Here is a 22,876-nt window from a genome sequence, read left to right on the forward strand (position 1 = left end):
GCGAAGTAAAGGCTTTTTAATTTCAAGTTTAAAAATATGTCTGTGCAACAGTGCTTATGATTTTAAAAGTTCTTTAACCTTAGCTTCTAGAGCGTTGCCTCTAAGATTCTTAGCTACTATTTTTCCTTCTGCATCTAATATAAATGTAGCAGGAATAGCAGTAATATTATAAAGTTGAGCTATTGGGTCTTGAAAATATTGCAAGTTAGAAACATGAGTCCATGTAAGTTTGTCTTTTTCAATAGCATTGACCCAAGTTTGCTTAGGATCTTTTTGGGTACGTGTACCATCTAAAGACACCCCAATAATTTCTAACCCTTGATCATGATATTGATTGTAAATTCTAACCACATTTGGGTTTTCTCTTCGGCATGGTCCACACCAAGCTGCCCAAAAATCAATGATGGTAACTTTTCCTTTCACATCGTTTAGACTCACTGAAGTTCCTTCAGGTGTTGGCGCTGTAAAATTTGGTGCTACTTTACCAATATTAACACGTGATTTTTTCTGATAGGCAACCATTAAATTATCTAAATTAATTTTAACAGAGACTCCTTTTGGAGATGATTTTAATTCGGAATTAAGCATGTTGTAAGCAGCTAATAAATCATCAATTTTGGCATTGTTCTTAGAAGCTTCAATCTCAATTAATGCTAAACTGTAGTAGCTATCGGTATGATTTTTTATGAAATTAATAGGGAACTCTTGGAGTTGCTTTTCGGCTGTGGCAACAAGATTTGCAATAGAGTCTCTTTTGGTTGCCGTTTGGTTCGCTCTATAATTTCTTAATTGAATTTTTAAATCCATAGCTTCTTTCCGGATTAGAGCAAACTCATTTTGATAGGTTTTAAAATCATGTTGAGATGAAGATCCCGAGATTTCAGATTGTGATATATTAGCTTTATTGATATCAATATTGATAATATTATTTTCAAGCATAAAATTCAACTTACCATTTACTGAATTTACAGAAATTGAAGAAAGTGATGGATATAAAACCTTACCTGTAAATGAAAATTTTTCATCAATTACAATTGCTGTATCAATAACACGTTCCATTCCATTTCTCTCAACTATTTTCAAATACGATCGCACACCATTATAAACACCTGGAGCATTACCATTAATAATGAAATCTGTTCGTGTTTCTTCAGTTTTACAACCTAAAAACAAAAGTCCAATGAGGATGAAGCTAAATACGTTTCTCATAATTTGATTTAAATATAAAATTCTTAATTAATTTATAGTAGCACAAATATAAAAACAAAGGTTTAAAATCTCGTATTTAATAAATTGGATAAAAGTTGATAACCTTAATCTTAATAGAATCCCATAATTTGCAATACTTTTGCATCAAAGAATTTTTAAAATGCATAACGATACTATTGTAGCTTTGGCAACGCCATCAGGAAGTGGTGCTATTGCGGTTATCCGATTGTCAGGAAAGGAAGCCATTGCTATAGCTTCCAAATGTTTTAAGTCTGTTTCTAATAAAGACTTGGAGCAACAAGCAACACATACGATCCATTTAGGGCATATTATGGAAGATCACCGAACGATTGACCAGGTTTTGGTTTCCATTTTTAAAGATCCTAATTCTTACACGGGTGAAAATGTTGTGGAGATATCGTGTCATGGCTCGTCTTACATTCAGCAAGAAATCATTCAACTTTTTTTAAGACAAGGTTGTAGAATGGCAACGGCAGGTGAGTTTACCTTACGTGCTTTTTTAAATGGGAAGTTAGATTTGAGTCAGGCGGAAGCGGTAGCCGATTTAATTTCTAGTGATAATGAAGCGTCTCATCAAATAGCCATGCAGCAGATGCGTGGAGGGTTTTCATCTGAGATAGCGAAATTGCGTGAAGAACTTTTAAATTTTGCGTCGTTAATAGAATTAGAATTAGACTTTGCTGAAGAAGACGTAGAGTTTGCAGACCGGACACAATTTAAGCAGTTGATAGAGCGTATCACTTTTGTATTGAAACGTTTGATAGATTCATTTGCTGTTGGAAACGTTATTAAAAACGGAATTCCTGTAGCTATAGTTGGAGAGCCTAATGTGGGTAAATCGACTTTGTTAAATGCACTTTTAAATGAAGACCGTGCTATTGTGTCTGAAATAGCTGGAACCACAAGAGATACCATTGAAGACGAAATTTCTATAGGAGGTATTGGTTTTCGGTTTATAGATACGGCAGGTATCCGAGAAACAGAAGATGTTGTTGAGAGTATTGGAATTAAGAAAACCTTTGAGAAGATTGCGCAAGCTCAAGTGGTGATGTTTTTAGCAAATAGTATTGAATTAGCGACAGGTGATACAGCGCTTAAAGCAATTGAGATAGAAATAGAAAAGATTAAGAATAAGTTTCCTCAAAAACAACTCTTAGTTATATTAAATAAAATTGATCAGATAACGGATTCTGAATTGGCTCATGTCTCTAATAGACTGCGTTCGCATGCCTCTACAGTTATTCCAATTTCTGCAAAAACAGGGTTTGGTGTAGAACAGTTAACCAACACACTTCTCAATTTAATAAACACAGGCGCTTTAAGAAATAACGAAACTATAGTAACCAATTCACGTCATTATGATGCTTTATTGAAAGCCTTTGAAGAGATTGAAAAAGTGAAATATGGTTTAGAAACGGACTTGTCTGGGGATTTATTAGCGATTGATATTCGCCAAGCGTTGTACCACTTTGGTGAGATTACAGGTGAGATTACCAATGATGATTTGTTGGGTAATATTTTTGCTAATTTTTGTATCGGGAAGTAACTTACTTTCTTTTATTTGTTAATCCCTTGTTATTGTTGATTTTATAGTGTTTTATCTTCTTTTATTTGTTGTTTATTTGCTCTTTTTTGATTAAATTTGTTGTATATCTGTTGCCTAAAATATAGAATTGTTGCCCATTTCTGTTGGCGAAGATATTGGCGAAATGATGCACCATAACGCACCACGTTGCACCATTACGCTACATAACGCACCATTTATGAGCAGTAATTTATTCATTCCTAAAACTTGTAAGCATTGCGGTAATGCATTTACAGCACGTACAACAGTTACTAAATACTGTGGCGATACTTGTGCAAAAAGAGCTTATAAGGCACGCAAACGTCAAGAAAAAATTCAAGCTACTCTTACTGAAGATATGCAACAGCAAAAACAAGTTGTTGAAGTTCGCAATCCTAATGCTGTAAATAACAAAGATTTTTTAAGCGTAACAGAAGCCTCACAACTGATTGGTGTGAGTAGATGGACCATTCAAAGAATGATTCAACAAGGACGTTTAAAAGCAGTTCCTTTTGGTAGAAAGCGTATTGTGGCCAGATGGCAAATAGAAAACCTTTTTAATTAATTCCATTATGAAAGTAACATTAAGACAACGCAAGAAGAACGACAAAATAAGTCTGTATTTAGATTACTATCATAAAGGCAAACGTAAAACAGAATACTTACGCTTATACCTTACACCTAATCCTAAAACCAAAACTGAAAGAGAGGTTAATAAGAAAACCAAACAATTGGCTGAAACTATATGTGCACAGCGACAAATAGAAATTCAAAATGGTATTTATGGCTTTCAAGATATTGAAAAGCTAAAAGGTAGTTTTATTACTTATATCACAGCTTTAGCAGAAAAGAAAAATACAAGCTCTGGCAATTATGGTAATTGGAATAGTATGCTAAAACATTTAAAAAAGTTTTGTCCAACAGATGTTAGTTTTCAAGATATAGACAAATCGTTTGTTGAGCGTTTCAAAGAGTATTTAGATAAAGAAGCAATAGGTAGAGCAGGTAAGCAATTGTCTCAAAATTCAAAATATTCGTATTATGGTAAATTTTCAGCGGCATTAAAACAGGCGGTCAAGGATGGAATTTTAAAAGTAAATCCTGCAAATGGTGTAGAGTATTTTAAACAAGGAGAACCTCAACGAGAATTTTTAACGCTTGATGAATTACAAAAAGCAGTTAATACAGAATGTGAACTGCCTATCTTAAAGAATGCTTTTATTTTTTCAGCTTTAACCGGATTACGTTGGTCAGATATTGAAAAACTGATATGGTCAGAAATCCAGCACTCAAAAGAAATGGGATATTATATCCGATTTAGACAAAAGAAAACTAAAGGTGTCGAAACCTTACCAATATCAGACCAAGCAAGAAATCTATTAGGAGAAAAAGGTAATCCAGACGATAAAGTATTTGATGGCTTACATTATAGTGCCTGGTCTAATTTAAAATTACAACAATGGATGATGAAGGCAGGTATTACTAAAACTATTACGTTTCATTGTGCGCGTCATACCTACGCTACCTTACAATTAACTTTGGGTACAGACATATATACTGTATCAAAATTATTAGGTCATAAAGAGTTACGAACTACACAGATATATGCCAAAGTAATTGACGATAAAAAGAAAGAAGCTGCTAACCGTATTCAACTGGATTTATAATGAAAGGAAGTATATTTTCAAGTTTAGTTTCTATAACCAATGGCTTACATAGAGATAATAGACAGGAAAAGGATTTTAAATACTTATTGTCTGATTTTAAATTGAACCAAAAAGCTAATAACGCAGTTTTTAAAGTAAACTTTAAAAAGCCTTTAAATGCGAAAAAAGAATACTATCAAAAGCTAATAATTAATGAAACAGAAAATACAGTAGCATCATTTGTAAAGGAATTTCCGAAAAATGCAACTACACCAGAAAATAAATACAGCTATACCATTCTACTTAATAAATTTGATAAGTACTTAAATGACATTGCAACTTATATCAATAAAAGAGGTATAACAACAGATTTAAATAATGATGACAATTATATCATAAACTACTTAAAAGTATCTGTAATAAGGTTGTATGCTGAACTACAAGAGCAATACGGACAATTTTCGGAAAATACAAAATTCTCAATTTCTGAAATTGCAGAAAAATACTTTAATGATGAAACTTTTGATGTTAGCTTAATAGAAAAGAACACCACTAAAAAAGTTGCTACCAAAAAAACATCAAAAACGAAAGCAACACCCAAGACTTCTTTTGGATATAAAAGTAATGACACTTCAACTTTGCTAACTGTACTTAAACAAGTAAATCTAAAAATCGATTTGTTAGATAACCGCACAACTGTTGAACATTTGCACCAATTGTTATTAGCAAAAGATTTTGCAAATACAGAATCGCAAATTTATCTTCAATGCGAAACTACACAGTTTAGTTACCTTGTAACAAAACTTAAACCATTTTTTAATGGTTTCAATCCTACCTCAATAGAACGTTCTGGAAAATTTATTACTAAAACAGGTACGCTATTAAAGGCGAATAATCTTCACAAAAACAAAATTCACAACCCAAAAGAAAAGGAAGAAATAGATAAAATCATCCAACAACTGCAATAAAAAACAGTAAGAATAGTAAGAAACCTTACTGTTGTCTTACCCTTGTTTTACACTCTTACTAAAATCGGGAAGCCAATTTTCAACCTTTGTCCTGTTCTTGAAAACCAAGAATGACATTTGGCCAGATGTCCTCATTTATTTAAAACAAAATAAACGATGGACACAAATATCATCGAAAAGTTAGACCGCATTGAAAAACTCTTATTAGAGCAACAAACAATGCAAAAGCAAGTATTAAACTTTAATGAAACTTGCAAGTATTTAGAATTATCCCAATCGCACTTGTATAAACTCACAAGTACGGGAACCATTCCACATTATAAACCGAATGGTAAAAAGATTTATTTCCAAAGAGAAGAGTTAGACCATTGGTTACTGCGTAACCGTATGAACTCAAGAGACGAAATCGAACAGCAAGCTGCCGATTACCTTATTAAGAAAGGAGCGGTGAAGTTATGACTGAAATAATCGATTTACTCTTAACGCTCTCTCAAGAAATAAAGGACATTAAAGCACGTATCGAATTGTTACGACAATCGAGAGCAGAAGTATTAAAAGATACGTGGATAGACAATCAAGATGTATTGCAGACCTTACATATAAGTAAGCGAACGCTACAAACTTTAAGAACCAATGGCACTTTGCCTTACAGCAAAGTAAAAGGTAAATTTTACTATAAAGTTGCTGACATAGAGCAATTGCTTCAAGACAACTACTACAACCATAATTTCAAGCAAGATGGAAATAAGTAGAGAAGCAATTTTAGACAAAACACATTATGGTTTAAAAATCTATGCCTATGTGTTGAGACAGTATTATCCTAATCAAACAGTCCTTTCTGTAAAAGGAAGGGACTGTGGGATAACTCGAAACCCTTTTAATGGTGGTAAAGAAACCTTACGGATTCATATTGATGGTATTATAGCAACACATCGAGATACAGAATTAGAAGCCTTTAAAGGTGATGTATTCGATTTTGCACAATATCATTTTAGAATAACCGATGAAGAAGATTTGTACCAGAAGATAAATCAAGAGCTACATCTAAATTTAGAAGTCAAGGAAAAAGACGAATTGGAATGGCTTAATGAACCAGACGATACGTGGTATGCCAACTGTAGCTTTTTTAAAGCACCTGTTCGCAATGTGTTTCCTTCGGAAACTTTGCGATTACATCAAGTATTTGCATTAATCACAAGTAATAAATACAAAAAGATTACTGAAGAATTAAGAGCAATTACCAATGTAAAAGAAGCACGTAAATTCAAAGCGAATCGCTTTGATTACGTAACACTTTCAGGAACATTTGAAAAACGAAGCGATAACAATTTGCTAAAGCATTCTAATTTATTAACCATTGATTTTGACCATTTAGAGAATCTACAAGAGTTAAGAACACAGCTCTTAAATGATGAATATTTTGAAACCGAAATGCTATTCATATCACCATCTGGCGATGGCCTAAAATGGATTATTAGAATAGATATTTCAGAAGTAACACATTCAGAATATTTCACAGCAGTAGCAAATTACATTAAACACAATTATAACATTGAGGTTGACCAGTCAGGTAAAGACGTTTCCAGAGCGTGTTTTTTACCATATGACCCAACAGCCTTTTTACATAAAAGACATCAAGCATTATGACTAAAATATTTAACCCAAAAGATTGGTTAGAAGTTCCTAAAGAGCCAACAAAACCAAAAAGCAACACAGCAACAACTAATGTTGTTGCTGTTGCTGATAACGACATTGAATCCTACATTTCAGCAATCGAGCAATCAGGTACAGACATAACAGGAAGTTATGCCACTTGGAGAGATTTAGGCTTTGCTTTAGCAGAAGAATATGGAGAAATAGGTAGAGATTATTTCCACCGTATGAGTAAAAATTATGCAGGTTACGATGCTAAAGAGTGTGATGCACAATTCGATAAATGCTCAAACGCAAAAGGACACGGAATTACAATTGCTACCTTTTATCACTATGCACATCAGTCAGGTATCAAACCGACTAAACAACAGTATAACAACGAAGTTGCAACAAACGTTGCAACTGTTGTCGATACAGCCAACCAATCAATGCCTACAATACCAGAAACGGTATATGAGAATTTGCCACAGTTTTTACAACAAGTTGTAAATCCTGCTAATGGACAAGAAGAAAAGGACATTTTATTGTTAGGTGCATTAACAGCATTTAGTGCGTGTTTTCCTAAACTCTTTGGTATCTATGACCAACGTAGAGTATTCAGCAACTTATATTTATTTGTAACCGCACCTGCATCTGCAGGTAAAGGAAGACTTAACCAAATTAAAAATTTGGTAGAGCCTGTTCATAAATTAAAACGAGAACAAGCCAAAGTATTAAAGCAGCAATTTCAAGCAGAAACTGCTACTTATAATATGAATAAAGGCAAAGATGAAAACTTGGAAAAACCGAGTAAACCGCCAGAGCGAATGCTGTTCATTCCTGCTAACAATAGTGTAACAGGCGTATATCAATTAATTTCTGATAATAAAGGCAGAGGTTTAATTTTTGAAACCGAAGGCGATACATTAGCACAAGCCTTTAAAAGTGATTATGGCAATTATTCCGATGGATTTCGTAAAGCATTTCATCACGAAACCATAAGCTATTATCGTAGAACAGATAGAGAATATGTAGATATTGAGAAACCGTGCTTGTCAACAGTATTATCAGGCACACCTAAACAAGTGGCAACCTTAATACCCAATGCAGAAAATGGGCTATTTAGTCGCTTTATGTTTTACTATATGAATATAAAACCAACTTGGAAAAATGTATTTCAAAATAGTAATAAGTTAGGTTTAGATGATTACTATAACCAATTAGGTAGTGAGTTTTTAGAATTGTACAAAACGCTAAAAAACAACCCAGTGATTGAAATACGATTAACCACAACCCAACAACAGCAATTCAATACGTTCTTTGAATCCTTACAGACCAAATACATCAACCTACAACCCGAAGAGTACATCGCAACAATAAGGCGATTAGGCTTAATTGCGTTTAGGATAATGATGCTATTCACAGCATTCCGAATTATGGAGGATGGTGATGTAAACGCAACTAAAGAATGTGAGGATATAGATTTTGAGAACGCTATAACCATAATTTCAATTTTAGTGAAGCACAGTAGTAAAGTATTTAATGATTTACCAATAGAGCAGAAAGCAACAAAACGTTCAAATAGAAAAGAACGCTTTTTAGAAAGTTTACCAAAACAATTTATCAGACAAGTGTATTTAGATTTAGCCACAAAACAGAACATCCCACATAAAACCGCAGAAGGATATATTACCAAATTTGTAGAAGCAGGATTAATACACAGAGAAGCACACAATAACTACTCAAATCCTGCAAAGCCGTAGTTAAGGATTTTAAGGATTTAGGGATATGATTAAATGACTTCCTCAAATCCTTAATATCCTCATTATCTGTTAATAACTACTAATATCTTTTTCTTTTCCTTTAGTTTCCTTTACTTAAATTAGACAAAATTTGACAAGTCTAAATAATTCTATTATGGAGTTTGGAGAGTACATACGCTCATTGCGTGAAAACCGCAATTTGCTATTAAGAGAAATGGCTGCAAACCTAAATATGGACGTTGCCTATTTAAGCAAAATAGAACGAGGAAATCGGATGGCAAGACGCGAACAAGTAGTTGCATTCGCTAAAGCATTAAAACAAGACGAAAACGAATTAATTAAGCTATGGATGTCCGAACAAATTGTACTAATGCTCAAAAATGAAAAGGAGCGTACGGAAATCCTCAAAATAGCTGAAGAAAAAATTAGTAAGATTGATGAATTGAGTTTACTAAATATAGATGTAACATTTTGAAAAAAACTAAAAAGCAAATAAAGGCTTGGGATAATTATCGACTGTCATTGTTATTAGAAAAGAGCAAAAGTGATGACCATTTCGAAAAGTACATTACGGTAATTGCATCTGGTGCTTTAGGTCTTACAATCACATTCATAGACAAAATAAGTCCATTAGAACACGCTATATGTATTTGGATTATTTCTATAGGTTGGTTTCTATTAACAGCAACATTGTTCATCAATTTGTTGTCTCATTATATAGCAAGTAAAAATAACACTAAAGCAGTACAGGATATTGATGATGAAAAAGAATATGATGATATAGTTAGTGGGATTAATTCGCGAAATAAAAAAATGAACAGATTAAATTTAGCTTCAATTTACACTTTGGCTATAGGTTTACTCTGCATATTAATTTATACATCAATAAATGCATACAATGGCAAAAAAAATCACACCAAACCAGAAACAGAAGCCCACTACGAAAAAGAATCCAGTACAAAATCGGCAAAATCAAAAAGGGAGAACGACACCATTACCAACATCTCAATTGAGCAATAAACCTAAAAAGAAATAACTATGAAAGACAAGAACAAAAATTTACCAAAATCAAACCCAAATAATATATGGGATAATGTTGGAGCCGGTAGGACAACAACAAAACCACCTACTTTCTTAAAACCTAAAGATTCAAAACCTAAAAAATAGACGTTATGGCAAAACAAGAAAACTCAAGTAAATCGAAAAATGTCAAAATTGATTTAGGTAGAACGACTACTAAACCATCTAATTCGCTTAAACCAAAAGATAGCAAACCAAAAAAATAATTGTTATGGAATCGCTATCCCGCTATAAGAAAATAATCAAATGGGTATTTTGGTTAACGTTAGCATTAATTGTGTTTCTTACATTTCAAGCTATCTATGAAACAGATAATTGGAAATTGTTTGATGTAGATTTCAACACCAGAGACCATATAATATCTGCCTATGGCTCATTAATTGGTGGGATATTAGCTTTCCTGTCAATTCTTTTTGTGCTTTATCAAGTATATGAACAGAGAGAGCAAATAATTATAGAAAGGCAAGATGCTGCTAACGATAAACAGCAAGATTTAAAAGACCGCTTGTTATTATTATCTAATTACCTGAAAACTTTAGAAAAGGACATTGTAAAGCACGGTGAAAGGATGGAGGTTTTTTATAAGTCAGAAAAAGATAAACCTTCAGCAATGAATACGATGTATTTCAACACTAATAAGAATTTTGAAAGAGTTATCGAAATGGATATTTTATCTAATTTCAAGGCTTTTCAAGCATTTTTTAGTGAAGACGCAGAAGATTGGCAAAAGCAATTCGTTAACCTTTATGAAATATCAGATTTTTATAATGAAGCATTTAAAGATTTGAAGAAGAAGTACACATTTCATATCGAAGATAAAGTATCTAAACAAAAGCAAATTGCTTCTGATATGATGGAATTATTAAATGCTAATTCCAGATTAGTAGATGATTATAGAATAAAATTTGGTGCAGCAGATTATTTAACAAAACCTTGGTCAATTTTAATTAACGAATACACCCCAACCCATTACGCTTATTTACAAGAAGTTCAAGATGCTGGAGACGTACCAGATTTTAGACATATTTCAGACAACCTGTTATTACCCTTTATTCAAGCTGCAATGGATATTAGAAGGGATGAAGGCTATGATGATTTAGGTAGTAGAAATATTATAGAGTTAGCCTCGACAATTAGGAAGAAAACTTGGGATGTTGAGGTTTATAGTTTGCAATACGCTGACGATATTGAAAAACAATTTAATAATTATTTCAATCCTGATAATGATAGTATAAATGAGCTTAAAGAAATAAAAGCAAAAATTGACGCTAAACTTTAATATATAAGAATATTTTATGTAGAAAATTACAATACCAATGCAAGAACACCTCAAAACCAACATACTCAACTTTGAATGGCCTAATAGTGCGCCTACCATTTATTTAACTTTAGATGATATTGAAGGCAGTCATCCCATTCATAAATCTAAATTTTCAAGGCAGATTAAAGAGGTGTTTCCAGACACAGACCTATCTAATACAGACCAAATATTTACAACATTTACAACAGAAATACCGGATGCACCAAGCATTAAGCTAAATTTAGTAGATGGTAGAGAATTAAGAATTTATAAGCAATTCCTTAAACATCAATTAAGAAGCTATTTTAAATCTAAAGACTATATAGTAGTAAAAAACTTCGTTGGTGATGTACAAGTGTGGATGCCTTCAAAAAAAGGGAATACAGCAGACTATAACCTCTACTATAAATTTTCATTTAAGATACAGTTTGCAAAACTCACAGACTTACCAGAGTTAATTGTATCATACGATGGTACTTCAAAAGTCCTTACAACGTCGGTTAAGGATATAGAGGATTCAGAGCTAATAAAGCGTTGTGTATATGGTCAAAAAACGTTCAATTACCAAATGGACCTCGATACAGAGGAAAAACAAGAATTTTACAATGCTATTCAGTTTGACCAAGCATACCCAATTTTTAATTTGTCATTAGCACGAGCATTAGATATACCTATTGAGGAACCTATAAGACCAATTAATAAATATCAAAAGTACGTAGCACTTATTAATAATTTTGCAACCAACTATCTGTTTAAAGAAGATTTTAAAGTCATATTTCCATTTAAAACTGATACGTTTATAGATGTGCCACTCAATCGTATCAACCATATCGACCCACAAGTAGGTTTATTGGAATTTGGTAAAGACCAATACGGTAACAAGAAAACCCATTTAGTGCCTAAAAAGGCAATGAATATCCTAAACCCTTACAGACGTCCAAACAATCAAAATATCAAGATATTTTTCATATGCCATACTTCTCATAAAGATTCGGTATTGTCTTTCTATCAAAATTTAAAGGAAGGTGTAAATACAGAAAAGAATTATTATAAAGGATTAGAAGCCTATGTGAACATTAAAGCATCATCATCCAAAGAACACTTCATTGAATTTACCAACGAAAACGACCCAATACCAGAAATAATTGAAAAGTTAGAGAGTTTAACCTTCGACCACGATAATGTGCTTTACGCAGCTTTTTATTTAAGTCCTTTCGATAAGTTCACACAAAATCCCGAAGACCGCGAAATCTATATTCAAATCAAAGAACTGTTTTTAAATGAAGGCATTGTTACACAAGTGGTAGATTATGAAAAAATGGTGGTCAATATCGAGAATCAATACAACTTCCAATTTTCATTGCAAAATATGGCGTTAGCTATTCACGCCAAATTAGGTGGCGCACCTTGGAAACTTGCAGTAACCGATAAAAAAGAATTAGTAATAGGTGTTGGTGCATTTACCAATCAAGGCGAAAACAGACGTTATATAGCAAGTGCCTTTAGTTTTCAAAACAATGGCTTATTTAGAAAGTTCGAATATTTTGACCAAAGCGAAACAGACCTATTGGCAGGAAGTATATGTAAAGCCATTAGAGATTTTACATCGGTTGCAGAAGCAGATAAAGTAGTCATTCACTTCTATAAGGAAATGAGTTACGAGGAACTAAAACCAATTATTAGAGGGATGCATACATTAGGGTTAAAAATTCCGCTCTACATTCTAAATATCAATAAAACAGAAGCAGAAGATATTATTGCTTACGACCTTAATTGGAACAAAAAGTTAATGCCTGTAAGTGGTACATACATACGTATTAGCGAAAATCAATTTTTGTTGTTTAATAATGCACGTTACCCTAATTCACAGCGGTATTCAGATACAGATGGTTATCCGTTCCCAATAAAAATTAAGGTAAGCAGTCCAGATGAAGATGCTTTTGAAGATGCAGATGTAGTGTTAGAATTATTAACACAAGTGTATCAGTTTAGCAGATTATATTGGAAATCGCTTCGACAACAAAATGTACCAATCACAATAAAATATCCAGAAATGGTAGCACAAATAGCACCACGTTTTAATAATGGCGTTCCAGACGATGCTAAAGATGCTCTATGGTTTTTGTAATTTACCAATCAATTTATTTGCAACACCATTGCATTCAATAATTTGTATATTTGTATAAATTATATGAAAATATTTGTTTCCATATCAATGTCTATTTTATTCTTTTTTCAAGGGATAAGCATAGATATGGACTTTTGTGGTCCAATTAAAGAAATTTCAAATGTAATTACCCATTATCAAGACCATAAAGTTTATGGAGACTCTTTCTTTGAATATGTAGTTGAAGATTACATTGAGAGCGATGCTAAAAATGAAGAGCATCATCATAACCCAGATAAGGAGAATACACCAGTCCATTCCCATAATCAATGTTGTCACCCTTTGGTATTAATTATTGCGAATAATAATTTGGCTTTAACCAATCGATTAAAGTTTGAAGAGAAAAAACAATATAATTTACATAAAGTAAACTTCACTTCCAGATATTTGGAATCACTTTTCCAGCCACCTAAAGTATAATTCAGTTTTTTAATGGATAGCTATATCCAATTTTGAGCCTAAAGGGTTCATTTCATTTCGTGTAATTCTATTTTCTTATATCAGAATTGTATCGAATAGTTTAACTGAATTAATACATTTTCTATGATTAATAAAATCATTGATTTTTCAATCAATAACAAATTCATTATTGGTTTGCTTACACTTACCATAATCGGAACAGGTATTTGGAGTATGACCAAAGTGCCAATAGATGCTGTTCCAGATATTACCAATAACCAAGTACAGGTTATAACACAATCCCCCAATTTAGGTACTGAAGATATTGAGCAAATTGTTACTTATCCAATTGAAGTGGCAATGAGCAATCTTCCTGATGTTCAGGAAATAAGGTCAATTTCTCGTTTTGGCTTATCTGTGGTTACTATTGTATTTGATGATGATATGGGAACATATCTACCTCGCCAATTAGTAGCCGAAAAACTAAACAAAGTCAAAGAGCAAATACCTGCTGGATTTGGCGAACCTACAATGGGTCCTATTTCAACAGGTTTAGGAGAGATTTACCAATACACACTAAAAGTTGCACCAGAGTTTAAAGACAAATACAACATTGCAGATTTACGCTCAATGCAAGACTGGATTGTACAGCGTCAAATGGCAATGGTTCCTGGTGTGGTAGAAGTAAACGCTATTGGTGGAAAAATAAAACAATACGAAGTAGCGGTTGACCCAAACGATTTAAATGCTATTGGCCTTACCATTACAGATGTGTTTAATGCACTTGAAGCCAATAATCAAAATACAGGAGGTGCATATATTGAAAAGAACCATCAAGCCAATTTTATTCGTGGTGAAGGCTTGGTGAGAAGTTTAGAGGACATTAAAAAAATCACTGTCAAGAATATTAATAATATACCTGTCACTATTGGCGATATTGCTACGGTACAATTTGGCTCTGCAATTCGTTACGGTGCATTAACCCAAGATGGTGAAGGAGAAGTTGTAGGTGGATTGGTAATGATGCTAAAAGGAGCTAATTCCAATGATGTTATTGCCAATGTAAAAGAGCGAATGACTCAAATTGAAAAGTCGTTACCAGAAGGCGTAATTATTGAACCATTATTAGACCGAAGTAAATTAATTGGCGAAACAACTTCTACAGTAACAACTAATCTTATTGAAGGTGCATTAATCGTCATTTTTGTGTTGGTCTTTTTATTAGGTAATTGGCGAGGAGGTTTAATAGTTGCCTCTACTATTCCATTATCCTTATTATTTGCTTTTATTTTAATGAATGTTTTTGATGTTTGGGTAAACCTAATGAGTTTAGGAGCAATTGATTTCGGAATCATTGTAGATGGTGCTGTAATTATTGTTGAAAGCACTGTTTTTCTTATAGCATCACAAGTTTTGAAAAAGAAACAACTTACATCTAAAGAAAGAGATAAAGTTGCTTCTAATGCTTCAAAAAAGATGATGAATGCTGCCTTCTTCGGTCAGTTGATTATCCTTATCGTTTTTCTACCCATTTTAGCCTTACAAGGTATTGAAGGAAAGATGTTTAAACCAATGGCTTTGACCTTTATTTTTGCTATGATTGGTGCAATGGTACTTTGTTTAACCTATGTGCCAATGATGTCAGCTTTAATATTAAGAGCACCTAAAAACGATAAAAAATCTTATGGAGATAGATTTGTGCATTGGGTTGAAGATAAATACCAACCTTTATTGGTTAGAGCCTTGCGAAAAGGGAAATGGGTAATTGGTATTGCAGTTGTGTTGTTCGGAATAACCGTTTTTATGTTTTCAAGAATGGGTGGCGAGTTCATTCCGCAACTCGATGAAGGTGATATTGCATTTCACGCTATTTTAAAACCAGGTAGTTCACTTACAGAAACTATTGAAACTACTACCAAAATAGAACAAATAGTAAAAGCAAAATTTCCAGAAGTTGATAAAATTGTGAGTCGTATTGGTGTTGCCGAAATTCCAACCGACCCGATGCCTATGGATATTGCCGATGTTTTTGTAATTCTGAAACCTAAAAGTGAATGGACTACTATAGAATCAAAAGATGAATTGATTGAAGCAATGAAAGAAGCAGTTGAAATGGTTCCTGGTGTTAATTATGAGTTTACACAACCTATTGAAATGCGTTTTAACGAGTTATTAGAAGGTGTTCGTGAAGATATTGCTATAAAACTTTATGGTGAAGACATTGATATTCTATCTCAAAAAGCCGAAGAAATATCTAAAATTATCGCAGGTACTGAAGGTATTGGTGATATGAAAGCGGAAGCCACAATAGGTTTGCCACAAATGACAATCAATTACAACAGGAATAAATTGGCGCAATATGGTCTTCAAATAAATACGCTTAATCAAACCGTACAATCTGCATTTGCAGGTGGTACAGCAGGTGTAATTTTTGAAGGTGAAAAACGCTTCGATTTAGTAGTACGATTAAGCGATCAAAACCGTAAGGATATTTCAGATGTTCAAAACCTGTATATCAATTTACCTTCGGGTGCTCAAATTCCTTTACGTGAAATTGCAGATGTAAGCTATAAAGCAGGACCAATGCAAATCAGTAGAGATAATACCAATAGAAGAACCTATGTAGGTGTTAATGTTAGAGGACGTGATGTAAAATCGTTAGTAACTGAAATTAAATCAAAATTAGATGCACAATTAGAATTACCATCAGGTTATTTTATTCGTTATGGTGGTGCATTTGAAAATTTAGAACGTGCCAGCAACCGATTACAAACCGTTGTGCCTATTGCATTGTTACTCATATTTATACTAATATATTTTGCATTAAAATCTTTACCACAGACCTTAATGATTTACATAGCTATTCCAATGGCAACTATTGGTGGTGTTGTGGCGTTGTGGTTACGTGATATGCCATTTAGTATTTCGGCAGGTGTTGGTTTTATTGTGCTGTTTGGTGTTGCAGTTTTAAATGGTTTGGTAATGATAAGCGGACTCAACGAATTAAAAGAAGAAGGTGTAACCAATCTAAAGGATAGAATAGTTGAAGGTACTAAACGAAGAATCAGACCTATTATGCTAACTGCTTTTACAGATGTATTAGGCTTTCTACCAATGGCTATTTCATCATCAGCTGGTGCAGAAGTACAACGTCCATTGGCAACGGTTGTTATTGGTGGATTATTAACTTCAACTTTGCTTACCTTATTTGTTTTACCAATTTTATATCATTGGGTAGAAAACAAATCTTTTACGTTTAAGCCAAATAAAAAGTTAGTAACAGCAACAGCAGTTGTATTATTACTATTTGGCTTTTCACCACAAAGTAATGCACAAGAGTTGAATGATACAATTCCCGAAATTTCATTACAGGAAGCTGTTAAACTCGCAAAAAGTAATTATCCATTATTGAAGCAAAAGCAGTTGGAAATTACAAAACAAGAACAATTAAAATCGACTGCCTATGATTTCGGAACGACTCAAATTTTTACAGGTGGAGAAGAAATTGATAATGGAAATGGCATCTATACAACCATTGGTATTGGTCAATCAAATATCGATGTATTTGGCATTGGTTCTAAAAAGAAGCTACAAGAACAACGCATTCAATTGGCACAAAAAGCCTTTCAACTTTCCGAGTTGGAATTAGAATTGGAAGTTAAAAAAGCTTGGTCTAATTGCTATCAAATGAAACAAAACTATGATTTGTATAAGGAATTGGATTCCATTTATTCCAAATTCGAGCAAGCAGTAGCTTTAAATTATGAAGTCGAAGCTATTTCTAAATTAGAATATTCGGCAGCAAAAAATCAAGCGTTTCAAATTCAGAATAAAAAAGCGCAAGCCTATAGTAATTATCTTATTGCCTTACAGCAATTCAATTTGTGGTTGGTATCAGAAGAAATTTTTACAGTTTCAGATGAATTTGAGGTAGCGATAGATATTGATATGGAAACATTCAGTATTGAAAGTCATCCATTGTACAGTATGTCGCAGAACATTGTAGATGAAGCGGAAGCTAAATATAAAGCTGCAAAAGCAGATAATTTGCCAAAGTTCAATCTTCAAGGTGGTTTACAAAAAGTAAATGGCAATTCAGGATTTTACACCTATCAAGCAGGAATTTCAATTCCGTTTTTATCAGGTTCTAGCAAAGCACAAGTTAGAAGTGCCAGAATTGATAAAGAAATAGCGGAAACCAATGTAGCGTTCAAAAAACAGGAAGTACAATCAAGGTTTGTTCAGGCTAAAGAAAATTATATGAAATGGAAAACATCTTGGGAGTTTTACAAAGACCAAGTTTTACCATTAACAAAAGAGCAAAAAACAGGTGCATTACTGGCATATAGAGAAGGCGAAATTGATTATACTGCATTTACGCAGTTGATAAAAGAAGCAATTCAATCGGAACTGGAAGCACAGACTGCATTAGTAAACTATTTAGAAAGCACATTTCAATTACAATATTTTAATAAATAAGACAATGAAAAACAAAATATATAAAATCCTTACCGTAATGGTGTTAGCCATATTTGTTTCAGCTTGCGGAAATAAAGAAAATCATAACGAGAATGATGGTCATTCCCACGATGAGGAAGAAAAAACAGAAGTTAACGAAGAGCATCACGATGAAGACGAAGTAATGCTTTCACAACAGCAATTCGATGCATTGAAAATGAAAATAGATACGTTAGCATTACGTAATATGAGCGGCTATGTAGAAGCAAACGGAACGTTAGAAGTACCACCACAAAACGAAGCAGCTATTACTACTGTTGTTGGTGCAAATGTCGTTTCAATTGAAGTGATTGAAGGTGATAAGGTTAATAAAGGTCAAGTTGTGGCTTATCTATCGCACCCAAATATCATACAAGCGCAAACGGATTATTTAAACGCTTATAGCAATAGCGAGCTTGCAAAGAAAAATTATGAACGTCAACAAAAATTATACGATGCTGGTGTTGGTTCTGGTGCTAATTTCCAGAAAGCAGAAGCAGAATATCAAGCATCAAAAGCAATGGTTAATGGTTTAGAAGCGCAATTAAGAATACTCAACGTTAACACTACATCAGTTCGCAATGGAACAATTGCACAGCGCATAGCATTGCGAAGTCCAATAGAAGGTTTTGTGCAAAAAGTTGAAGTAAAAACAGGTCAATATGTAGAGCCACAAACCGAATTATTTGAAATTGTAAATACGCATCACGTTCACGCCGATTTAATGGTTTTTGAAAAAGATGTTTATAAAGTACAGAAAGGTCAGAAAGTTAACTTTACGGTACAATCCATACCAGATGCAGAGCTTATCGCAGAAATCTATTCCGTAAGCAAAACCTTTGAGGACAACCCAAAAGCAGTCCACGTTCACGCAGAAATAGAAAACAAAAAAGGTAACTTAATTCCTGGTATGTATATTCAAGGTAAAATTCAAGTAGATAATACCCAAACAAAAGCTTTACCAGAAAGTGCAATTATAAAAGAAGGCGAAAGATATTATGTGTTTTCAGTAGAAAAAGAAAATGACGATTGGAGCTTTAAACCTATCGAAGTTGTGTTAGGCACTAAAGATGGTGATTGGGTATCGGTTCAATTTACTGAAAACATAGAAAGTAATACAAAATTTGCTTATAACAATGCTTATTATCTTAACGCAGAAATGAAAAAAGGAGAAGCAGAACACGCACATTAATTATGGAAACAATAGAACAAGTATTAGAGTCAAAAAATATTCGTGTTACAGCAATGCGTTTGCTTATATATAAGTTTCTTGCAGAAAAAGAGGTCGCTGTTACTTTAAGTGATATTGAAAATGCTTTCTCAAAAGCAGACAGAACCACTTTATACAGAACTATTAAAACCTTTGAAGAAAAGGCTATTGTGCATCAAATAGACGATGGTACAGGGATTACAAAATATGCATTATGTGAAAAGGGATGTAATTGTGAAATTGAAACCGATTTGCACTTACATTTCCATTGTAATAATTGCAATGAAACCATTTGCTTAACAGAACATAAAATACCTCAAATAAAAGTGCCAGATGGTTTTGTGTCAGAGAATGTAAATTTGGTGGTAAAAGGTATTTGCGATAAGTGTAGTGTCTAATTATTGCACTTCCATTGCACTTATTATTAAAGTACATTTATCCAAAATTAGAGGATATGAAGTTTAATACTAAAATACCTAAACATCTAAAACAGGCGTATAACCAAGAATTAAAACAATACAGTTTCTGTTTAGAAAATAAACAATTTGGTGATGCTTGGTATCATTTAGAACGTAGTCATATAATAGGACAATCTTATCCTATAGAACATATCTATTCACATTGGCTTATGCTAAAGTTTGGATATAGACAAAAAGATACGAAAGAAGTAATAGGTCAAATAATTAGGTTGCTTGTGGGTGGCTGGAAATCATTTATTAATCACGTTCCACTTGGTAATACAGGTGGAGCAAACGTGCCATCATTAAAACGAATGCCTATTCCAAATGACATTGAAAAATTATTAGATATTAAATGAAAAAAAAGAAAGTCAATTTAAGAGATTTAAAACCAAATTCAGAAGAACAAAATTCTCACGATGATGGTCACGACCACGGAGATGGTAGCGCATTCAAAACATATATTCCTGCTATCATAAGTTTTGTTATGTTAATTGTAGGTATCGCTGTAGATTATTTTGATGCGATTCCTCAATTTGAAGGATGGATTCGAGTAGTTTGGTACACTTTAGCATATATTCCTGTTGGATTTCCAGTAATTAAAGAAGGATGGAAAAGCCTTATAAAAGGCGATGTTTTTACCGAGTTCTTTTTAATGTCTATTGCTACAATTGGTGCATTTATAATTGGTGAATATCCAGAAGGTGTTGCAGTAATGCTATTTTATGCAGTAGGAGAATTATTTCAAAACGCAGCAGTCAACAGAGCAAAAGGAAATATTAAAGCCTTGTTAGATGTTAGGCCAAAAGAAGCCAATGTATTTCGTGATGGTGATTATGTTAGTGTGTCGCCAGAAGCTGTCAATATTGGAGAGAAAATTCAAATTCGAGTAGGTGAAAAAATTTCTTTAGATGGTAAGTTGTTATCCTCAAAAGCATCATTAAATACTTCAGCTTTAACAGGTGAGAGTAAACCAGATACAATCGTAAAAGATGAAAAAGTTTATGCAGGTAGTATTAATTTAGAAAGCGTTATTGAAGTTGAGGTAACCAATAAGTTTGAAGATAGTTCTATTGCGAGAATATTAGACTTGGTTCAAAATGCTACAGCACGTAAATCTAAAACAGAATTATTTATTAGACAGTTTGCTCGTATCTACACACCAATCGTTGTGTTCTTGGCTATAGGCGTGACATTCATTCCTTACTTTTTTGTAGATGATTATGTATTTAGAGATTGGTTATACAGAGCATTAATATTCTTGGTAATATCTTGTCCTTGTGCGTTAGTGATTTCAATACCATTAGGTTATTTCGGTGGATTGGGAGCAGCTTCCAAAAATGGAATATTATTTAAAGGTGCTTCATTTTTAGATGCAATGACCAAGATAAATACTTTGGTAATGGACAAAACAGGAACAGTTACCAAAGGTGTTTTTAAAATCAAAGAAGTAAAAGCAATCGGTTGGAATGAAACCGAATTTATGCAATATTTAATGGCGATGGAAGAACAATCCACGCATCCAATTGCTAAAGCCATTTTAGAGTACAAAGCAGAAGGAGAAGATTTTGAAGCTACTGAAGTGTCTGAAATTGCAGGTAAAGGTTTAAAAGGCGTTGTTAATGGTAAAACAGTTTTAGTAGGAAATAAAGCCTTAATGACTGTCAATAATATTGATGTTCCATCTGAAACGGAACCTATTGTAGAATCGATAGTATTAGTTGCAATCGATAATCAATTTGCAGGTTATGTAGTCATAGCAGATGAATTAAAGGAAGATGCAAAAGAAACTATTACAGCATTACACAAAGTAGGCATTAAAAATATTATGATGCTTTCCGGTGATAAAGATTCCATTACGCAACAAGTCGCTAAAGAGTTGAACATCGAAAATGCTAAAGGTGGATTATTACCAGAAGATAAATTAAACGAAGTTGAAATTTTAAAGAAAAATCCAGAAAACAAAATAGCTTTTATAGGTGATGGTATTAATGACGCACCAGTTTTAGCAGCAAGTGATGTAGGGATCGCAATGGGTGGTTTAGGAAGTGATGTAGCTATTGAAACAGCAGATGTTATTATTCAAACAGACCAACCTTCAAAAGTGGTAAAGGCGATTAAAATAAGTCGTTCCACAAGAAAAATTGTTTGGCAAAATATTATTTTGGCATTTGGTGTCAAAGTAATTGTATTGATTTTAGGAGCAGGAGGTTTGGCAACAATGTGGGAAGCAGTTTTTGCAGATGTTGGTGTTGCACTTTTAGCAATATTAAATGCGGTTCGCTTGCAGAAAATGACTTGGGATTAAGCAGATTAGTCAATTAAACTTCTGTTAAACAAAATCAATAGTTGTTAAAATTTCGTAACTTCGCAATCAATATGAAGCAATTTTTCCATAAAATAATGTCTTTAACAATGGCTTTTGTAGTGTTATTCTCTACAATGTCATTTACTTTGAATATGCATTATTGTGGAGATACGTTAGTAGAAACTGCTATCTTTCAAAAAGCCAAAGGGTGCGGAATGGAAATGGAAAAGCCTTCAACCGAAGGATGTTCTATTACCAAGAAAAATTGTTGTGATGATGAACAATTAGCAATTGAAGGTCAAGACGAATTGCAATTGCAAGTTGACAAAATCTCATTTGAGCAACAGGTATTCATCGCTTCATTTGTTTACACTTACATTAACCTTTTTGAAGGTTTAGATAACAATGTATCTTCTTTTGAAGAATACGAACCACCACTCGTCATAAAGCAAATCTTCAAGATTGACGAGACTTATTTAATTTGATTTTTAAACAATAGACTCTTTTATCCTATGACAGCAATGTTGTAAGGATAATTTGCTGTATTCGGTGTTTTCTTAATACCGAATGAATTTTAAAATGATTGATAGTGAATTTGAATTATATTTTCTTTAGATGAAATAGAAAATATAAGCATAGCCAAAGTTACGGTTC

21 protein-coding genes are annotated in these 22,876 nt (G+C 33.1%); 20 read left to right on the forward strand and 1 reads right to left on the reverse strand.

Translation table 11 applies throughout. The features are described 5' to 3' along the window. Positions 1-54: 54 nt before the first annotated feature. Positions 55-1,209 carry a TlpA disulfide reductase family protein gene (locus KO515_RS08420; protein WP_215935942.1) on the reverse strand — a complete coding sequence of 385 codons (1,155 nt, stop codon included), beginning with the start codon at positions 1,207-1,209 and terminating at the stop codon, positions 55-57. A gap of 160 nt (positions 1,210-1,369) precedes the next feature. Between KO515_RS08420 and mnmE the strand changes: the two genes are divergently transcribed. The 20 genes from mnmE (at position 1,370) to KO515_RS08515 (ending at position 22,707) form a co-directional block, all read left to right on the forward strand. Next, the gene (gene mnmE / locus KO515_RS08425) at positions 1,370-2,776 is read left to right on the forward strand and encodes a tRNA uridine-5-carboxymethylaminomethyl(34) synthesis GTPase MnmE (protein WP_215935943.1); all 1,407 of its coding nucleotides are present in this window, start codon (positions 1,370-1,372) and stop codon (positions 2,774-2,776) included. Between the two features lie 130 nt (positions 2,777-2,906). Then, a complete protein-coding gene (locus tag KO515_RS08430; RefSeq protein WP_252723817.1) occupies positions 2,907-3,359 on the forward strand; it encodes a helix-turn-helix domain-containing protein in 453 nt (150 codons plus the stop codon). 7 nt (positions 3,360-3,366) lie between these two features. Next, entirely contained in the window at positions 3,367-4,461 is a 1,095-nt protein-coding gene (locus tag KO515_RS08435; protein WP_013622768.1) for a site-specific integrase, read from the forward strand. After that, on the forward strand, positions 4,461-5,408 hold the full coding sequence (locus tag KO515_RS08440) for a DUF6617 family protein (RefSeq protein WP_013622769.1): 948 nt from the start codon (positions 4,461-4,463) through the stop codon (positions 5,406-5,408). Before KO515_RS08435 ends, KO515_RS08440 begins: the two co-directional genes overlap by 1 nt. A gap of 156 nt (positions 5,409-5,564) precedes the next feature. Then, complete coding sequence (locus tag KO515_RS08445; RefSeq protein WP_013622770.1) at positions 5,565-5,867, forward strand: helix-turn-helix domain-containing protein; 303 nt, start codon at positions 5,565-5,567, stop codon at positions 5,865-5,867. Further along, the gene (locus KO515_RS08450; protein WP_013622771.1) at positions 5,864-6,160 is read left to right on the forward strand and encodes a helix-turn-helix domain-containing protein; all 297 of its coding nucleotides are present in this window, start codon (positions 5,864-5,866) and stop codon (positions 6,158-6,160) included. The genes KO515_RS08445 and KO515_RS08450 overlap by 4 nt, the downstream gene beginning before the upstream one ends. Continuing rightward, entirely contained in the window at positions 6,147-7,055 is a 909-nt protein-coding gene (locus tag KO515_RS08455; protein ID WP_088696229.1) for a BT4734/BF3469 family protein, read from the forward strand. Before KO515_RS08450 ends, KO515_RS08455 begins: the two co-directional genes overlap by 14 nt. After that, on the forward strand, positions 7,052-8,803 hold the full coding sequence (locus KO515_RS08460) for a DUF3987 domain-containing protein (protein ID WP_215935944.1): 1,752 nt from the start codon (positions 7,052-7,054) through the stop codon (positions 8,801-8,803). Before KO515_RS08455 ends, KO515_RS08460 begins: the two co-directional genes overlap by 4 nt. 154 nt (positions 8,804-8,957) lie before the next feature. Next, on the forward strand, positions 8,958-9,278 hold the full coding sequence (locus KO515_RS08465; protein WP_215935945.1) for a helix-turn-helix domain-containing protein: 321 nt from the start codon (positions 8,958-8,960) through the stop codon (positions 9,276-9,278). Further along, positions 9,275-9,823 (forward strand): hypothetical protein, encoded by a 549-nt coding sequence (locus KO515_RS08470; protein WP_215935946.1) that lies wholly within the window; start codon positions 9,275-9,277, stop codon positions 9,821-9,823. Before KO515_RS08465 ends, KO515_RS08470 begins: the two co-directional genes overlap by 4 nt. Positions 9,824-9,841: 18 nt before the next feature. Further along, on the forward strand, positions 9,842-9,970 hold the full coding sequence (locus KO515_RS18870) for a hypothetical protein (protein ID WP_289846268.1): 129 nt from the start codon (positions 9,842-9,844) through the stop codon (positions 9,968-9,970). 124 nt (positions 9,971-10,094) lie between these two features. Beyond that, positions 10,095-11,162: a hypothetical protein gene (locus tag KO515_RS08475; RefSeq protein ID WP_215935947.1), complete on the forward strand. Its 1,068-nt coding sequence runs from the start codon at positions 10,095-10,097 to the stop codon at positions 11,160-11,162. Between the two features lie 37 nt (positions 11,163-11,199). Beyond that, positions 11,200-13,311 (forward strand): Piwi domain-containing protein, encoded by a 2,112-nt coding sequence (locus tag KO515_RS08480; protein ID WP_215935948.1) that lies wholly within the window; start codon positions 11,200-11,202, stop codon positions 13,309-13,311. A gap of 126 nt (positions 13,312-13,437) precedes the next feature. Then, positions 13,438-13,770: a hypothetical protein gene (locus KO515_RS08485; RefSeq protein ID WP_226696410.1), complete on the forward strand. Its 333-nt coding sequence runs from the start codon at positions 13,438-13,440 to the stop codon at positions 13,768-13,770. A 123-nt stretch (positions 13,771-13,893) separates the two neighbouring features. Continuing rightward, the gene (locus KO515_RS08490; protein ID WP_215935949.1) at positions 13,894-18,228 is read left to right on the forward strand and encodes a CusA/CzcA family heavy metal efflux RND transporter; all 4,335 of its coding nucleotides are present in this window, start codon (positions 13,894-13,896) and stop codon (positions 18,226-18,228) included. A gap of 4 nt (positions 18,229-18,232) precedes the next feature. Further along, entirely contained in the window at positions 18,233-19,438 is a 1,206-nt protein-coding gene (locus KO515_RS08495; protein WP_013622779.1) for an efflux RND transporter periplasmic adaptor subunit, read from the forward strand. Positions 19,439-19,440: 2 nt separating this feature from the next. After that, positions 19,441-19,854 carry a Fur family transcriptional regulator gene (locus KO515_RS08500; RefSeq protein WP_013622780.1) on the forward strand — a complete coding sequence of 138 codons (414 nt, stop codon included), beginning with the start codon at positions 19,441-19,443 and terminating at the stop codon, positions 19,852-19,854. 56 nt (positions 19,855-19,910) lie between these two features. After that, complete coding sequence (locus KO515_RS08505; protein WP_215935950.1) at positions 19,911-20,273, forward strand: DUF3703 domain-containing protein; 363 nt, start codon at positions 19,911-19,913, stop codon at positions 20,271-20,273. Continuing rightward, on the forward strand, positions 20,270-22,222 hold the full coding sequence (locus tag KO515_RS08510) for a heavy metal translocating P-type ATPase (RefSeq protein ID WP_215935951.1): 1,953 nt from the start codon (positions 20,270-20,272) through the stop codon (positions 22,220-22,222). The genes KO515_RS08505 and KO515_RS08510 overlap by 4 nt, the downstream gene beginning before the upstream one ends. Before the next feature lie 71 nt (positions 22,223-22,293). Continuing rightward, complete coding sequence (locus KO515_RS08515; protein ID WP_252723595.1) at positions 22,294-22,707, forward strand: HYC_CC_PP family protein; 414 nt, start codon at positions 22,294-22,296, stop codon at positions 22,705-22,707. Positions 22,708-22,876 lie beyond the last annotated feature (169 nt).

It is taken from the genome of Winogradskyella psychrotolerans (assembly GCF_018860545.1).
Classification (GTDB): domain Bacteria; phylum Bacteroidota; class Bacteroidia; order Flavobacteriales; family Flavobacteriaceae; genus Winogradskyella; species Winogradskyella psychrotolerans_A.

Coding starts and splice junctions, on each gene's coding strand:
- KO515_RS08475 (WP_215935947.1), top strand. CDS start 10,095: ATGGAATCGCTATCCCGCTATAAGAAAATAATCAAATGGGTATTTTGG.
- KO515_RS08440 (WP_013622769.1), top strand. CDS start 4,461: ATGAAAGGAAGTATATTTTCAAGTTTAGTTTCTATAACCAATGGCTTA.
- KO515_RS18870 (WP_289846268.1), top strand. CDS start 9,842: ATGAAAGACAAGAACAAAAATTTACCAAAATCAAACCCAAATAATATA.
- KO515_RS08420 (WP_215935942.1), bottom strand. CDS start 1,209: ATGAGAAACGTATTTAGCTTCATCCTCATTGGACTTTTGTTTTTAGGT.
- KO515_RS08435 (WP_013622768.1), top strand. CDS start 3,367: ATGAAAGTAACATTAAGACAACGCAAGAAGAACGACAAAATAAGTCTG.
- mnmE (WP_215935943.1), top strand. CDS start 1,370: ATGCATAACGATACTATTGTAGCTTTGGCAACGCCATCAGGAAGTGGT.
- KO515_RS08445 (WP_013622770.1), top strand. CDS start 5,565: ATGGACACAAATATCATCGAAAAGTTAGACCGCATTGAAAAACTCTTA.
- KO515_RS08490 (WP_215935949.1), top strand. CDS start 13,894: ATGATTAATAAAATCATTGATTTTTCAATCAATAACAAATTCATTATT.
- KO515_RS08465 (WP_215935945.1), top strand. CDS start 8,958: ATGGAGTTTGGAGAGTACATACGCTCATTGCGTGAAAACCGCAATTTG.
- KO515_RS08460 (WP_215935944.1), top strand. CDS start 7,052: ATGACTAAAATATTTAACCCAAAAGATTGGTTAGAAGTTCCTAAAGAG.
- KO515_RS08485 (WP_226696410.1), top strand. CDS start 13,438: ATGGACTTTTGTGGTCCAATTAAAGAAATTTCAAATGTAATTACCCAT.
- KO515_RS08510 (WP_215935951.1), top strand. CDS start 20,270: ATGAAAAAAAAGAAAGTCAATTTAAGAGATTTAAAACCAAATTCAGAA.
- KO515_RS08455 (WP_088696229.1), top strand. CDS start 6,147: ATGGAAATAAGTAGAGAAGCAATTTTAGACAAAACACATTATGGTTTA.
- KO515_RS08495 (WP_013622779.1), top strand. CDS start 18,233: ATGAAAAACAAAATATATAAAATCCTTACCGTAATGGTGTTAGCCATA.
- KO515_RS08480 (WP_215935948.1), top strand. CDS start 11,200: ATGCAAGAACACCTCAAAACCAACATACTCAACTTTGAATGGCCTAAT.
- KO515_RS08515 (WP_252723595.1), top strand. CDS start 22,294: ATGAAGCAATTTTTCCATAAAATAATGTCTTTAACAATGGCTTTTGTA.
- KO515_RS08500 (WP_013622780.1), top strand. CDS start 19,441: ATGGAAACAATAGAACAAGTATTAGAGTCAAAAAATATTCGTGTTACA.
- KO515_RS08450 (WP_013622771.1), top strand. CDS start 5,864: ATGACTGAAATAATCGATTTACTCTTAACGCTCTCTCAAGAAATAAAG.
- KO515_RS08505 (WP_215935950.1), top strand. CDS start 19,911: ATGAAGTTTAATACTAAAATACCTAAACATCTAAAACAGGCGTATAAC.